Origin of the sequence: Amycolatopsis thailandensis (genome assembly GCF_002234405.1) — a bacterium.
Lineage (GTDB): Bacteria > Actinomycetota > Actinomycetes > Mycobacteriales > Pseudonocardiaceae > Amycolatopsis > Amycolatopsis thailandensis.
In genome coordinates, this window is the sequence record NZ_NMQT01000189.1 from 22723 (window position 1) to 37374 (window position 14652).

A 14652-nucleotide genomic window follows, 5' to 3' on the forward strand; every position below is an offset into this window, starting at 1 on the left:
AAAATGCCGGAGCAGTACTCCACGAATGCCAGAGCCGCACTACTGGCGCTGGTACTGGCCAACCGGGACATGCTCAACACCGAATTGGTCAAGGACCACAAGGTCCGGCTCGGTCCAGACGAACGCGACCGGCTGAACGCCGCCGGACTTCTGGAGAGTTCGACGAACGTCCGGCCATTCGTGCACCGCATCACCGACGAGGGGATCGACTGGTGCATGACCGACCTGGTTCGCTCGGAACTACCGTCCCGCTCGGGGCCGCAGGCCCGGCAGCAACTCGACCTGCTGCGCCGGCTGGTGCCGTTCCTGCGCCAGCGTGGCCTACTGGCCGAGGCGCTGCGGTCCGGTGACCTGGAGTCGCTCATCCGCGGCGTTTACGCCGAGCTGTCGGTGGGCGTGCAGGACTGGATCCGCCTGGCCCGGCTGCGGCCGAAGCTCAACGGTGCGGACAAGGACGAGGTGGACGCCGCGCTGGTCAAGATGGCGAAGACGGGCACGGTCCATCTGGCCCCCGACTCCAACCGCAAGGTGCTCACCGACGCCGACCACGCCGCCGCCGTCCAGGTCGGTGGCGAGGACAAGCATCTCATCGCGATCGAGGAATCATGACCGACGACTTACGTGAGGTCCTGGCCGTCCTGCGGATCAATTTCGTCGAGACCCTGGACGATGTCTGGCACACTTCGCCTTCGCACATCGACGGCCTGCACGCCAGGGTCGAGCACAACATCATGGCAGCCATCGAGGACGCCAGGGCCAGCACTGGCCCCAGCCCGGTGGGTGTGGCCGTGCAAGGGGAGAAGGGCGTAGGCAAGACCCACCTGCTCGGCACGGTGCGCCGCATGGTGCAGCGCAAGGGCGGCTACTTCTTCCTGGTGGAGCTCACCACCGGGGACGCGTTCTGGGACGACATCGCCGAGGCGATGCGCAGCGAGCTGCACCGGGCCAATGACGAGGGCGAGCGCCAGCTCACCGTGCTGCTGCGGCAGTTGTGCGCAGGTGCCGCAGTGTCCGAAGAGGTCAGCCGAGCCATCGTGGGTGAATCGGCACTGCGGCCCGACCACCTGCGTGCACTGCTCAACGGCCTGAGGAAGGCCGACGGCCGCATCGCCGTGGAATGCGGTGACACCATCCGGGCTCTGGTTCTTTACGGGTCCGACGCCGCGGACATCGGCCTGGAATATCTCCAGGGCCACGAAGGCAGCGAGGAGGATCGCCGGTCCTGGGGCATGCAGCACCGCGCCAAGTCACCCCGCGTGCTCGTGCGTGACATCTCCCGCGTCCTCGCTCTGACGGGACCGTGCGTCGTAGGGGTTGACCAGCTGGACACCCTGGTCAACAAAGGACAGGACGCCCTCGACACCCCGGAGACCGACGCCGAGGTGACCCGGGAGATCGCGCTGATCTCCGACGGCCTGATGGCGCTGCGCGAATCCACCCAGCGGACGCTGACCATCGTGGCGTGCCTGCCCAACACCTGGATGCGGTTGAAGGAAGTGGCCAGCGACACGGTGGGCGACCGGTTCACCCAGACCTCCTTCCTGGGAGCGATCCAGGATCCGGCACTGGGCAAGAAACTGGTCGAGAAATGGCTTCGGGTGATCTACGAAAAGCACGGTGTCAAACCACCGCACTCGACCTGGCCCGTCGCCGCTGGCGCGTTCGGTGAGAGCTGGTCGAGTTACACGCCGCGGCAGTTGCTCAAGCGGATCCACGCCCACGCTGAAGCCTGCCTGCACGGCGAGATTCGGGAACTGGGTTCCTTCGATGAGAAGGTGACCGAGCCGGTACTCGTAGCTGTACCACCGGATCATTCCCTCGACGAACTAGACGAGGAGTTCGCCCGGCTGCGTAGCGAGGTCGACCTCAGCGAGCTGGACATCAGCAAGGACAATGAAAACGAGGTCACTCCACCGTTGCTGTTGGCCGGGTTGAAGGCGTGGATCACCGAGATCGGCAACGACGACCTGAAGTGGGAGGCGGAGTCGCTGTCGGACGAGAAAAGACTGCACGCCGGCCTGCGCCGGCTCCTCAACGACGCGCTCGACATCCGGGAGCAGTGGACCTTCCGCGTCATCTCCGGGGCCCACGGCACGACGGTGCTGCACCGGTTGCGCAACGCCCGCGACGCCGCGGGGATCCGGGCCGGGGCCAAGGACCGGCACCTCGTGCTCATCCGCTGGGGCAACCGCGGCTGGACCGGGCCGACCACCCGCAAGGAGTTCGCCGCACTGGAGCGACTGGGAGTGCGGCGGCTCGACATGTCGGACGAGGATCTGAGAACCTTCAGCGCGCTCCGGGAAATGCTGGCCACGCCGACCCACCGGCTGCTCACCTGGCTGGTGGCGCGCAAGCCCGCCAGCAGCCGGACGCTGCTGCGCCACGTCCTGCCCCCGCCCACACAGACCCGGAGCGGCCACCAGGAAACGCGGCCGCCGCCGGAACTCGCTCCGGCGAGACCTGCCACTTCACTTTTCGTCGAGCCGAAGCCCACCTCTCCGAAGGCTCCGATCGCAGAACCAGCCGAACCCCCTGCCGCACCGGCAGACGAGGAACTGGTGCTCGGGCTCGATGGGGAAATCCGCATCGAGCTGGAGTCGCTGCGTAAACACGTCATCGTGTTCGCGGGGTCTGGCAGCGGGAAAACCGTGCTATTGCGCCGGATCGTCGAGGAGTGTGCCCTGCGCGGGGTGTCGGCGATCGTGCTGGACCCCAACAACGACTTGGCGCGCCTGGGCGACGCCTGGCCCGAACCGCCTGATGATTGGCTGCCCGGGGACGCGGTCAAATCGGCGGAGTACCTGGCCAACACCGAGGTCGTGGTGTGGACACCCGGACGAGCGGGCGGACGTCCGCTCAGCTTCCACCCGTTGCCCGACTTCGCCGAAGTCCGCGAGGACGCCGACGAGTTCGCGGCCTCGGTCGAAGCCGCCGTGGCGCGGCTGGTGCCGCACGCCAGGGTCGCCAACGGTACCAAGGGTGCCGTTCGCGGCCGGGCGGTGCTGCGCGAGGCGTTGACGCACTACGCCCGTTCCGGGAATCGGGATCTCAATCGGTTCATCGAATTGCTCGCCGAATTGCCGGAGGGGGTGAGCAAACTCAGCACCGGCGTCGCGATGGCCGCCGATCTGGCGGAAACCCTGCGGGCGGCCGTGGTCAACGACCCGCTCCTCGGCGGGCCGGGGGAAGCGACCGATCCCGGGGTCCTGCTCACGCCGTCGGCAGGCAGCCGGGCCCGGATCTCGGTGATCAGCTTCATCGGATTGCCGTCGGAGGAGCAGCGGCAGGGCTTCGTCAGCCAGCTCCAGTGGGAGGTGTTCGCGTGGATCAAACGCCATCCGGCCGTGGGTCGGCCGCTCGGCGGGCTGTTCGTGATGGACGAAGCGCAGACCATCGCGCCGTCGACGGCGTTGACGGCCAGTACTCAGAGCACCATCCTGCTCGCTTCCCAGGCACGCAAGTACGGGCTCGGCCTGGTGCTGGCCACCCAAGCACCGAAGGGCGTGCACAACCAGGTGGTCGGCAATGCCACTACGCAATTCTTCGGCAGGCTGAACAGCCCGGCACAGGTGGCCGCCGCGACCGAGATGGCCAAGGCGAAGAGCAGTTCAGTGGGCAACATCTCGCGCCTGGAACGCGGGCAGTTCTACGCTACCGGCGAGAACTTCGCCTTCCGCCGGATGCGGGTGCCGCTGTGCCTGAGCCACCACCCGCAGAGTCCGCTGCGGCTCGAAGAAGTGCTGGACCGGGCTCACAGACACCAGTGACCGACGGCGAAAGCGCCCCTCATCCGTTTCAGGGTGAGGGGCGCTTTCGTGTGAGGTCAGCGCACCACGGCCGCGACCACAGTGTTGATGCGCTGCCACAGCGCGGCGAACAGGTCCTCTCGCCGGTAGACGCGGGGCTCGCCGGTATTGCGGCCGAGCACTGAGAAGTCGTGCAGTTCGAGCACGGTGGTATCGGTTTCGGTGCTGTATACCGGACGGGCCCAGCCGTTGCTGCACACGCTGCCGGTGTCGGTCTGGTGCCTGCCGACCACGAAGTTCACCGTCTCGTCGCCGCCGATGCCCCCGCGTTGGATGTCCAGCGCGTACACCGTTTCACCGGTCTGCTCGACCCGGACGCTGACGCACGAGTCACCGCGGTGCACCGTGCCGACGAACCCGCTGCGTTCCAGGCCCGGCATCGCCGCGGTGAGCTGGTCGCCTAGGTAGCGAAGGGTGGCTTCCTGTTCGGCGTACCTGCTGAACGTGGCAGGCACGGCCGGTGAGGAGGTGAGCCGGCGGGCGCCTGTCACCACCTCGGCGACCGATTCCTGCTCGGCCCCCGCCGACTCGGCGGCCTCGACCCGGGCGGCCAGTGCCTCGGTGAGCAGGTCGGGCCGCGAGGGGTCGAACCGCAGGTAGCTCACGTGCGGGTGACGCAGCTCGGCGGGCACGGCGAGCTCACCGACAAGCACCGGCAGCACGTGCTCGTCCCCGTTCCTGACCGCGCGCAGCATCGCGGCGTCGAAATCGTCCACGGTGGAGATGAAGGGCAGGAAGAAGCGCACCGATGCGGTCGGCAGATCTCCCCGGTCCTTGTGCCCCCACCACTCGTGGGTCTGGTCGGGCCCGTGCAGGACCGTCAGTCCGCGCTGCCGGATCGACTCGACCACCTCGCCGACCGCGATCCGCGACTGCTCGGTGAATGAAACGGCTACATCGTAGGCCGCATTTTCCTTCATTAACCCACCCTTCCTGGTCGCCGCCGGCGCCACGCCGACGAGTACCGGGGCAGACTCCACTACCGCTGTCGACCAGAAGTGGACGCGGTGTGGATCCCACCGTTTCCCGTTGACCACCGCGGGGAAAACGGTCACCTCCTTGTTGGCCGTCCAGGCTCTGATGAATCCTCGATATGGGCGCCGGAACAGATCCGGAAAGGCCCGAAATCAATTAACCAATTAATCGGGAGGATTCGTCATGTCCAAATCCATGTCCACTTTCGCTGCCATCGTCGCTTCGGGCACCGCCGTGCTGTGCCTGGCTGTGGCCGGTTCCGCCAGCGGTTTCGCCCTGTCCTCGGACGAGCCGCCCGCGGCGCCGCCGACCACCACCTCCGCGCCGAATCCGGACGGAAACCCCTGGCACGACTGAGTTACCGGTAAGGCTCTCCCGGTCGCTCGCGATCACTTCGCGGGCGACCGGGTGATTGCGTTGGTTCAGGGCAGGTGCTGTACTCGAAGTCAGTCGGAGCGGAGGCTTTGGTGACTGGAACATTTGGGGAATTGCTGCGTGAATACCGTATCGCCGCCGGCCTGTCGATGGGCCAGCTGGCCAAGCGTATCCACTACAGCAAGGGATATCTCAGCAAGATCGAAAACGGGGTGAAATCGCCCCACGATTCGATGGCCCGGCTCTGCGACGGGGAGCTCGGTGCGGACGGCGCGCTGCTGGCGGCGGCACGGACGGCGAGGGAGAGCGCGGTGACCCTCGACCGCCGCCAAGTGCTGGTGGCCGGCACCGTGCTCGGCGTGACGCTCGCGGGCGGGCCACGGCCGGTGCCGGATGAACGAGTGGTCCTTGGGATCCGGACCACCTTCGAGCACCTCCGGCGCCTCGGCATGCAGACCAGTCCGGTGGTGGTACTGGAATCGCTGACAGCGCAAGTGCAGATGCTCGGCGCGCTGGCCGGGGAGAACCCGGAGCCGACCAGGTCGCACCTATTGCTGCTTGCCGGGCGGATCGCCGAGTACACCGGGTGGATGCATCAGGAAGCCGGGGACGATCGGCGCGCGCTGTCTTGGACGAGAAAGGCAGCGGAACTGGCCGTCGCGGGCGGTGACGACGAGATCGGCGTCTACGCCTTTGTACGGGAGGCCGGCCTCGCGCTCTACCGGCACGATTCGATCGCCACGATCGAACTGGCGCGCCGGGCCCAGGAGGCGGGACCGGCCGGTTCGCGCACCCTCGCGTTGGCGGCACGTCGGGAGGCGCAGGGCCACGCCCTTGCCGGCGATCGCGGCGAGTACGAACGCGCGCTGGACAAGGCGCTGTTCCACTTCGACGCGGCGTATACGGACCCATCGGCGTACCCGGTGCTCGGCTCCACGGCCCCCGACCCGATCGGCCTGGCCCGGGGCTGGTCGTTGTGCGACCTCGGGCGGCCCGGTGAAGCGGCCGAACTCCTGGACCGGGAGCTGGCCCGGCTGCCCGCGGACTCGCGGCGCACGCGGGCGCGGTTCGGCGTCCGCAGGTCGCTGGCCTACGCCTTGGCCGGCGAGGTCGACCAGAGCTGCCGGACCCTGACCGAAACGCTGGACGACGCGGCCCACGTCGATTCGGCGACGATTCGGCTCGACCTGCGGGAACTGGCCAGGCACGTCGGCCGGTGGCATAACCACGCGTCGGTCCGCGAGATCTACCCGGAGCTGCGGCGCGTGCTGTACCAGCGAGTCTGAAGCTCAGACCGCTCCGTCGCGGCAGGCGCAGGTCAGTTCCGCCCGTTCGGCCCGCACCTGGCCTGCCTCGGGCAGTTCCAGCGCGGTGAACTCCTTTTCGGCCGCCTCCCAGTTCGTGACGGCGTCCCCGTGCCTGCCCAGCTGGTGCAGGGTCTGCGCCACACCTCGATCGGCGTGAGCCCGATGGCCTCGGTTCCCCGATTTGGCTGCCAGCTCCAGCGCGGCCTTGTAGAGACGCAACGCCTCTACGAGGTCGCCCTTGGCCTGGGCGGTCGCCGCGCGGTCGCGGAAGAGCCGGGTGCGGAGGTCCGCGTCGAAGACCCCGGCCGCGATACTCGCGGCTTTTTCCTGGTAGCGCTCGGCTTCTGGGATCCGGCCCGCGGAGCGGTGCACGTTGCCGATGTTGGAAAGCGCGTAGGCCATGATGCAGGCGTCACCCAGTTCGGCGGCGAGGTGATGTGCCTCCTGGTGATCCACCAGTGCCTCGCTAGGGAAACCGAGACGCTGCCGGACCGAGCCGAGGTTGTTCAGCACGTGCGCCAGCCCTTGCATGTGCCGGGTTTCGCGCAGGATCGGCACCGCGGCGCGGTGCTGGCGCAGAGCGACGTCCAGGTTGCCGTGCAGCTCGTTGAGATAGCCCAGATTGCTCAGTGCGTGCGCCTGCCCGCGCAGATCACCGACTTCCTCGTACTTCTCCAGCGCCGCCTCGAAGTGGGTGATCGCTTCGGCGTGCCTGCCGAGCTCCATGGTCGGGATGGCGATGGCGCATAACGTGGTGGCCTCGCCCCTGGCGTCGCCCAGCCGCACCCAGCAGGGCAGCGCCCGCCGCGCCAACTCCAAGGCTTCGGCCAGTTCCCCGCGGCGGTTGTGCACGGTGGCAAGCCTGAGCAGCACGTGTGCCTGGCCGACCGTGTTGTCCTCGTCCGCGGTCACCAGCCGTCGAGCCAGTTCCATCGTCTCGGCCCAGTCGTCGAACCGGCTCGTCGTGTGGAAGTAGCGCCAGATGAGCACCGCCAGCCGCCAGGCGTGCTCGGGCAAGTCGTGCGTGGCCGCGTAGCGGATGGCGGCCACCAGGTTGTCCCGCTCGGCGGTGATCCACGCCGTCGCGGCCTCGGGGGTCTCGAAGGTTTGGGCCACCGGCGACGTGCGGGTCACCGCGGGCAGACGGGCGCGCTCGAACGGATAGGCCGCCCCCACCGCGTCCGCCAGGGTGACCAGGTAGAAGTCGAGCAGCCGGAGCACGGCACCGGTGTGCTCGCCGGGCTCGGCCACGGCGAACTCCTTGAGCGGGTCCAGCATCCGGTATCGCTCCGGCGTGAGCTCCTCGACCAGACACACCTCGTGCAGTTCGTCGAGCACCAGCCGGGCGTGGGTGAGGGCGTTGTCCACCAGCGCCGCGGCACCTGCCACGGCGACGTGCGGCCCTGGCGTGTGCCCGAGCAGGCGGAACATCTCCCGCTGGTCCTCACCCAGTTGCTGGTAAGAAACCCGGACGGCCGTGGCGCCCGCGCCGTCATCGGTGTCGGCGTGCCAGGGTCCGCTTTCGGCCAGTAATCGGAGCAGATGTTCCAGCGGCCACCGATCGTGACGGCGGAACAAGGCGGCGGCGACGCGGATCGGCATCGGCAGGTGACCGCACCGCTTGACCACCGCGGCCACCTCGGAGGCACGGCCGGTGACCCGCAGTGGGCCGGCCAGCGTGCAGAACAACGCGGCGGCGTCGTCCGGCGGCAGCGGAGCCAGCCGCACCTGCTGCCCGGTGTCCGGCTCGCCCACCCGCCTGCTCGTCACGATCGCGAAACAGTCCGGAGCCTCCGGGAGCAGAGCTCGGACCTGCTCGGCGGATTTCGCGTTGTCCAACAGGATCAACGTCCGGGTGCCGTATAGCTCGTTCTGGTACATCGTGATCTTGCGTCCCGGCGAGGCGGGGATCTGCTCGGCGGGTACCCCGAGTTCGAGCAGGAGCTGGGTGAGCGCGTCGCCCATGGTCATCGCGGCGACGTTCGGAGTGAAACCGTTCAGCCGTAACAGTAGCTGTCCGTCGGGGAAGCGCTCCCGTAGCCGGTGCGCGGCTTCCACGGCCAGGCCGGTCTTACCCACTCCCGGTGCGCCGCTGACCCACACGGCTTTCTCGCCGGTGCCCACAGCCGTGGCGACCAGGTCGAGTTCGTTTTCGCGGCCGGTGAAACCACCAGGCCGGGACGGCAGAGAACTGGCTGGCTCACCGCGTTCGGCCCGGGCGGCGATGTTGCGCAGTTTCAGTCCCGGCTCGAGATCGAGTTCGGCGAGCGCGTCGCGGGTGCTGTGGAACACCCGGATCGCCTCCACGCGATCACCGTTGGCGAGCAGTGCGCGCATCAGCAACTCGGCGTGGCGCTGGCGGTCCGGTTCCTTGCCGACGATGCGGCGCAACCTGTCGCGCGCCGATCGATGGTCGCCAGTGGTCAGTTCCAGTTCGGCGAGGTCGCCGACGGTGTCGAAATAGCTGTCGGCGGGCGAGATCACGTCCGTGCCGCCTACTCGGTCGATGTCGATGTCCTCGAGGAAGCGACCGCGCCACAGGTCGACCGCGGCGCGGAGCAGCTCGATCTGACGGCGTGGGTCCTGCTCCTGGCGGGCCTGCTCACGCCACTGGTCGAAGCGGTGGAGGTCTACTTGTTGCGGGGAAACCCGTAGCAGGTAGCCGGTCGCGGTGGTCTCGATCGCGACGTCGTCGGCCGAGTCGAAGGCCTTGCGCAACTTGTTGATGTAGCCGCGGATCAGGGTCCGGCGCTCGGGGTTGGCTCCCCAGACGATCTCGGTCAGCCGGTCGGCAGAGAGCGGTTTGTTGGCGTGCAACAAAAGCACGATCAGCACGAAGCGCTGCTGCTGGTCGCCCAGGGATACTGGAACGTCGTCGTGCCATGCCTCCAGTGGGCCCAGCATCCGAAAATCCACTCCGCCTCCCTGTTTGCGAGCTTGATGTCCATCACTATGTCGTGCAAGCGCCCATTCGTGTGTCACCGAAAATGGCCAATTTTCGGCCTGTATGCCATCAGGCGCGGACACCCTTCGTTTCCGGGGTAGCGCGTGCTGGTGGAACGAGTACTGGCTACCGGCGCGAGGACTGATCCACGAAATGTCCACTTCTGGTCCACTTACCCGTCGCAAGCTGCCGGTCGTCGGAGGTCGACGGGGAGGCTTGCAGATGAACACCCATGAAGAACTGGTGCGGGAACTCAAGTCGTTGCGCAAGGGCCGCGGGGTACACGCCGGGAGGATCGGGGAGCGGATCGGCCCGGCGCTGCGCGTGCTGTGCGGCGTGGCGAAGGACGACGGTCCGGTCACCATCCGGGAGAAGCTCGTCGCGCGGTTGGCCGAATTGGCCGAGCAGTTGCCGGAGGACCTGCGCCTGGTCACCGTGGCCGCCTTCGGGCTCACCGCCGACGTGCGCATGCCGCTGTACCAGGACCGCGTCGGCTGGGCCGCACCCCGGATCGATCGCGACACGCGTACCGTGCGCCGACGGGTCGACGAGGCCCTCGACCAGCTCGCGGAACTGATGGTTACCATCCCGCCCCTGCCGGACGGGGCTTGGCACACCGCGGAACTGAACGTGGTGGTGACGCTGGACCGGCCACAGCACGAGGTGCTGGAGCAGTACCGCGTCGTCGCCGACCGCGACGGACTGTACGAACTCGACTTCACCTCGCCGGCGTTCGAACTGCGAGGCCCACTCGAGGTGGACGTACTTTATGGGGGCACCCTGCGCGCCGGTGGCGCGGCGCGGGGGCGCGTTTCCTTCACTCCGCCCGAACCGCTCGCGAAAGGCGAGACGCACGCCTTCGCCGTGAGATATCGCTTTCCTCGGCCGCAAGTGCTGCGGTCGTACGTGGTGCGTGAACTGGAACAGCCCTGCGAGCTGTTCGACCTGCGCGTGCGTTTCGCCAGATATCACATTCCACGCCAGGTGTGGACATTGCGCGATGCCACCGGTTCGCACGGTGGTCACCAACAACGGGTGGACCGCGCGGGAGAAATACACCAGCGATTCCGGCGACTTTCACCGGGTCGCTCCTACGGTGCGCGCTGGGACGGTGATGAGGTGGAGAACGAACTCTACGAGCAACACTGTTCGTGCGCGGATCGGAGCGCGCCGCGGAACACCGGTTCCGCCGAAGAGCAGGTCTGGAACGTGAGCTGACCGGAGTGTTCCGTTCGGTACGAACCACCTCGGCCCGTTCGCGCTGACGAACCTGCGAACTCGAAACTGGTCAACCTGCTGTTCATCGCCGAACCGCGTGCCATCGTCCCCAAGAGTGGTCCACATCCTATCCACATTCGATACGCGTAGCGAGTTCATGCTTTCCGTAGGCGCCGCACGGTGCTGGAAGGACGGCAGCGCGATGGATATCGAAAAATCCCATGTGGACTCGGAAGTGCCCCGACTGGACGGCCTGGCCGAGCTGACACCGACCTTCTCGGTGTTCGTGCTGCGCTGCCACCCGGATGCGAACCCGAAAGCCGCGTTCCGCTCGCTCGTCAATTTTCTCCGGACCACGCTGGAGTCGCGGGGCCGGGCACAATCGGTTCGCTGCCTCGGCGAGGTCGTGCTCGCCGAGTCCGACCAGATCGAAGGAATCGGATCACTGTTGGAGCTGGGCATCGACGGCCTTTACGCGTCCGCGCGTGAGCGTCGCACTATGCCGAGTTGGTCCGTGGAACATCGGCAGGTATTCGACATCGCCAACCAGTTGACGGTCGCGGTGCGCTGCGGAGCCTTCGTGGTGATACACACGCCGGTGAGCGACGAGGCTTTGCGCAAGTGGTCGCAGAAGTTCAACAAGCTCTATCGGTACCTGCCGAGTGCGATCCTGAGGGGTGCGCTCCAGGGAGATGGGAAGACCGTGTGGCTGCGTGGGGTCCATCGCCGCCGCGTGACCAAGGCCGACAGTAAAACCTTGGGTGGGCTGCGGATCCAGGAGGTGCTCGACGATGAGGACGGCAGCTTCGCCTTGAGCGCGGCCGCGATCGACTACGTTCCCCTGGACGGATCCGCCATAGTGCGTGGCAGGCTGACCGTCAGCCCGGCGAAGTCGCACCTCTACTGGAAATTCCGGGTCGATCTGCCGACGTTCCTCGCCGCCGCCACCGAAACCGTCGACCTTTTCGAGAAGTCTCTCGCGGTCGAACCGCCGGAGGAGCAGTTCTGGCAGCTGGCGGTGCCGGAGACCGACCTGGCCAACGTGTACGGCGCGTACGACGTCACCATCGCCGAACCGGATGAACTCCCCGACGCGGCAGACTCGGACGGGGAGCTGACGGAACGGGCGGAGCTGCTGCGCAACTCGTTCCTCGAAGTGCGTGGACACTCGAAGTCCCCGGCGTTCACCGCGGTCGTAAGTCGCGAAGGGGCAGAGGTCGGCTCACTGTCGATCAAACCGGTCGCTCGGGGAGACGGCTTCGATCTGGACGTCCGCTTCGCCGGAACACCGTCGAACGACGCGATGGCACGGCAGATCCGGGACGCCATCGGTAATGGTGAATTGTTGAGGATCTACTACGAGTCGGGGCACACGTTCGACGAGCACCAGATCAACTTGCAGAACCAGACCGCGCCGCCGTTCGTCAACCTGGACTTCGTCGATTTCGGCGCTCACCAGGTGAACCAGGAAAAGCCATCGGTGCGCGGTGACCAGGCCATCCACGACGCGATCGGACTGATCAACGACCACTCGCTGTTCGCTTGGGTCAAAGCGACCTACGCCACCGGGTGGCTCGTCTGTGACGATGGTGCGGGCGAGGTCGCCGACTTCCTGCACCTAGTCGACGGCACGCTGACCGCCATTCACGTCAAGGGCGCACAGAGCACCTCGTCGACCCGAAACGTGGCGGTGACGGCGTACCAGGAGGTTGTGGCGCAAGCCGTGAAGAACCTGCGCTTGCTGGACAATGAGGCGCTCGTCGAACGCTTCACCACCCCGCGGATCGCACGCCCGGCGGCCTGGCTCGACGGTATCCGGCACACGGAACTCTCGGGGTTCGTGACCGCACTGCGGGCGCGCACAACCCTGGACAAGACCCAGGTGGTGATCGTGCAACCACACCTGCTGCGCCACGTGCACGATGCGGCACGAAAAGCAGCCGAACAAGGCAAGCCGACCCGTGACTCGCGCAGCCTGGCGCTGCTGGACGGCCTGCTCCGAAGCGCGCGGAGAGCCGTCATCTCGCACTGGGACGACCTGACCGTCATCGGCAGCGAGTAAGCTCTGCCTGCTTGCAAAGCCCGCCGACACCTACGCCGGCGTCCTGCTCTGCCTGGCTCATCGCGCTGCGAAAGCGGCCGTAACGCTGCGACATCACTGTGAGGCAGGGGATACGCCCGACAGTGGAAAGGAAGTCCGAGCTGCGGCGTGAAGGCCGAGAAAATAGGCGGGTGGCGGTACGGCCTATTCTGGCTTCACGCCAGTCCCACTCGTGACCAAAGCCCACCGGCAAGATCCTCTTTGAAGAGAAATCCTACAGGTGGGCTTCGATTTACTACTGTGCGCCATCAGGGACTCGAACCCCGAACCCGCTGGTTAAGAGCCAGCTGCTCTGCCAATTGAGCTAATGGCGCCTGCTTGTTCCGCCGCTTTGGTGTTCCCCTCGGCGACGTGGAAAACATTAACACAGGGTTGCTGGGGCCCGTTTCAGGGGGGTCCCCTAACGATCGGCCGACCTGGATTCGGCCATCCGGCCGCAGGCGTTGCGGCCGGTCAGGCAGACTATAGCCAGACGTTGGGGTTGGTACCACGCGAAACGGGCGGTGTGCATGAGGGTCTGGGGAGCGACGGGGCGGTCGCGGGTGGCGTTGGTGGCTTTGGTGGCCGGGTTCACACTGGCCGCGTGCACCAGTACACCGTCGGGTGAAACGCCGTCGCAGGGTGGCGCGCCCGGTGGTTCGCAGCAGAGCGGCGCGCCCGCTCCCGAGCCGAAGCCCGCCGCGATGACGTTGACCCCGGCGCAGGGTGCGGCTGATGTGGCCCCTGGTGAGCCGGTCACGGTCGCCGTCGTCGACGGCAAGGTGGGCGAGGTCAAGTTGACCGGTGCCGACGGCAAGGTCGTCGCGGGCAAGCCGAAGGAGGACGGTTCGGGCTGGGAGTCGGCGGAACCGCTCGGCTACGGCAAGACCTACACCGTCACCGCGGCCGCGACCGGGACGGACGGCAAGCCGGTCACCGCGACCTCGACGTTCTCCACGTCTAAGCCGGGCAAGCAGATCGGCGTCTCGATCAACCTGGTCGACGGCGAGACGGTCGGCGTCGGGCTGCCGTTGATCTTCACCTTCACCGGCAACGTGCCGGACAAGGCGGCGACCGAGAAGGCGCTGAAGATCGTCACCGAGCCGCAGGCCGAGGGCGCGTTCCACTGGTTCGGCGAGAAGACCGTGATCTGGCGGCCCAAGGAGTACTTCAAGGCGGGCACGAAGATCTCGGTCAACGCGGCGATCTACGGCAAAAACCTCGGCAACAACACCTTCGGCCGTGAGGACAAGCCGGCCAAGGTGGTCGTCGGTGACAAGCTGGTCGCGACCGCGGACGGCGGCACGCACCAGATGAAGGTCGTGGTGAACGACCAAGAGGTCAAGCAGATGCCGATCTCGATGGGCAAGCCGTCGAGCAGCACCCCGGCCGGGACCTACACGGTGATGAGCGAGCACACCGGGTACACGATGGACTCGAGCACCTACGGCGTCCCGACGGACAGCAAGGCCGGCTACCGGACGTTCGTGAAGTACGCGGTGCGGATGTCGAACAGCGGCATCTTCTACCACTCGGCGCCGTGGTCGGTCGGTTCGCAGGGCAAGCGGAACGTGAGCCACGGCTGCATCAACCTCTCGACCGAGAACGCGAAGTGGCTGATGGACACTTCCAAGAAGGGCGACATCATCACGGTCGCCAACTCGGGCCCGCAGGTGCTGGAGCCGACCGACGGCTGGTCGGTGTGGCAGATGTCCTGGGACGACTGGAAGACCGGCGGCGACCGGAACTGACCCGATGTCATGAGGGGTCCCCTTAGGACGATTTTCGTCCTAAGGGGACCCCTCATGACATTCCTGGGCCGGAGGGGCTCAGTCTCGGAGAAGGTGTCCCTGCGCGTCGGTGCCACCGTTCGCCAACAGGCCGATTCCGTCCACTACCGGCTACACCACCCCGATGCCGCCAGTGAACAACACGAACACCACCCGG

The 14652-nt window shown here is 67.0% G+C and carries 9 protein-coding genes and 1 tRNA gene; 7 read left to right on the forward strand and 3 right to left on the reverse strand.

The window, feature by feature from the left end:
* The first annotated feature begins 3 nt into the window (after positions 1 to 3).
* Together CFP71_RS40480 and CFP71_RS40485 are read left to right on the forward strand one after the other, a co-directional pair.
* Positions 4 to 609, forward strand: coding sequence for a hypothetical protein (locus tag CFP71_RS40480; protein WP_093939184.1), 606 nt, complete (start codon positions 4 to 6; stop codon positions 607 to 609).
* Entirely contained in the window at positions 606 to 3767 is a 3162-nt protein-coding gene (locus CFP71_RS40485; RefSeq protein WP_093939185.1) for a helicase HerA domain-containing protein, read from the forward strand. Before CFP71_RS40480 ends, CFP71_RS40485 begins: the two co-directional genes overlap by 4 nt.
* Before the next feature lie 56 nt (positions 3768 to 3823).
* Here CFP71_RS40485 and CFP71_RS40490 read toward each other — a convergent pair whose 3' ends face one another.
* On the reverse strand, positions 3824 to 4726 hold the full coding sequence (locus tag CFP71_RS40490) for a hypothetical protein (RefSeq protein ID WP_093939186.1): 903 nt from the start codon (positions 4724 to 4726) through the stop codon (positions 3824 to 3826).
* Positions 4727 to 4964: 238 nt separating this feature from the next.
* Between CFP71_RS40490 and CFP71_RS44470 the strand changes: the two genes are divergently transcribed.
* The gene (locus CFP71_RS44470) at positions 4965 to 5138 is read left to right on the forward strand and encodes a hypothetical protein (RefSeq protein ID WP_167406452.1); all 174 of its coding nucleotides are present in this window, start codon (positions 4965 to 4967) and stop codon (positions 5136 to 5138) included.
* A gap of 110 nt (positions 5139 to 5248) precedes the next feature.
* Positions 5249 to 6442 (forward strand): helix-turn-helix transcriptional regulator, encoded by a 1194-nt coding sequence (locus tag CFP71_RS40495; protein ID WP_093939190.1) that lies wholly within the window; start codon positions 5249 to 5251, stop codon positions 6440 to 6442.
* Positions 6443 to 6445: 3 nt separating this feature from the next.
* Here CFP71_RS40495 and CFP71_RS40500 read toward each other — a convergent pair whose 3' ends face one another.
* Positions 6446 to 9367, reverse strand: coding sequence for an AfsR/SARP family transcriptional regulator (locus tag CFP71_RS40500; protein WP_093939187.1), 2922 nt, complete (start codon positions 9365 to 9367; stop codon positions 6446 to 6448).
* A gap of 262 nt (positions 9368 to 9629) precedes the next feature.
* On the opposite strand from CFP71_RS40500, the gene CFP71_RS40505 reads away from it, so the two are divergent.
* A complete protein-coding gene (locus CFP71_RS40505) occupies positions 9630 to 10625 on the forward strand; it encodes a hypothetical protein (protein WP_093939188.1) in 996 nt (331 codons plus the stop codon).
* A 202-nt stretch (positions 10626 to 10827) separates the two neighbouring features.
* Positions 10828 to 12687 (forward strand): hypothetical protein, encoded by a 1860-nt coding sequence (locus CFP71_RS40510; protein WP_143267254.1) that lies wholly within the window; start codon positions 10828 to 10830, stop codon positions 12685 to 12687.
* A 280-nt stretch (positions 12688 to 12967) separates the two neighbouring features.
* On the opposite strand, the gene CFP71_RS40515 is transcribed toward CFP71_RS40510, so the two are convergent.
* Positions 12968 to 13040, reverse strand: a tRNA-Lys gene (locus CFP71_RS40515).
* Positions 13041 to 13235: 195 nt separating this feature from the next.
* On the opposite strand from CFP71_RS40515, the gene CFP71_RS40520 reads away from it, so the two are divergent.
* On the forward strand, positions 13236 to 14456 hold the full coding sequence (locus tag CFP71_RS40520) for a L,D-transpeptidase (RefSeq protein ID WP_208636149.1): 1221 nt from the start codon (positions 13236 to 13238) through the stop codon (positions 14454 to 14456).
* Positions 14457 to 14652 lie beyond the last annotated feature (196 nt).

What these genes read in the sequence shown, in the direction of transcription:
- CFP71_RS40510 (WP_143267254.1), top strand. Translation starts at nt 10,828, where the DNA reads ATGGATATCGAAAAATCCCATGTGGACTCGGAAGTGCCCCGACTGGAC.
- CFP71_RS40490 (WP_093939186.1), bottom strand. Translation starts at nt 4,726, where the DNA reads ATGAAGGAAAATGCGGCCTACGATGTAGCCGTTTCATTCACCGAGCAG.
- CFP71_RS44470 (WP_167406452.1), top strand. Translation starts at nt 4,965, where the DNA reads ATGTCCAAATCCATGTCCACTTTCGCTGCCATCGTCGCTTCGGGCACC.
- CFP71_RS40500 (WP_093939187.1), bottom strand. Translation starts at nt 9,367, where the DNA reads ATGCTGGGCCCACTGGAGGCATGGCACGACGACGTTCCAGTATCCCTG.
- CFP71_RS40480 (WP_093939184.1), top strand. Translation starts at nt 4, where the DNA reads ATGCCGGAGCAGTACTCCACGAATGCCAGAGCCGCACTACTGGCGCTG.
- CFP71_RS40485 (WP_093939185.1), top strand. Translation starts at nt 606, where the DNA reads ATGACCGACGACTTACGTGAGGTCCTGGCCGTCCTGCGGATCAATTTC.
- CFP71_RS40505 (WP_093939188.1), top strand. Translation starts at nt 9,630, where the DNA reads ATGAACACCCATGAAGAACTGGTGCGGGAACTCAAGTCGTTGCGCAAG.
- CFP71_RS40520 (WP_208636149.1), top strand. Translation starts at nt 13,236, where the DNA reads ATGAGGGTCTGGGGAGCGACGGGGCGGTCGCGGGTGGCGTTGGTGGCT.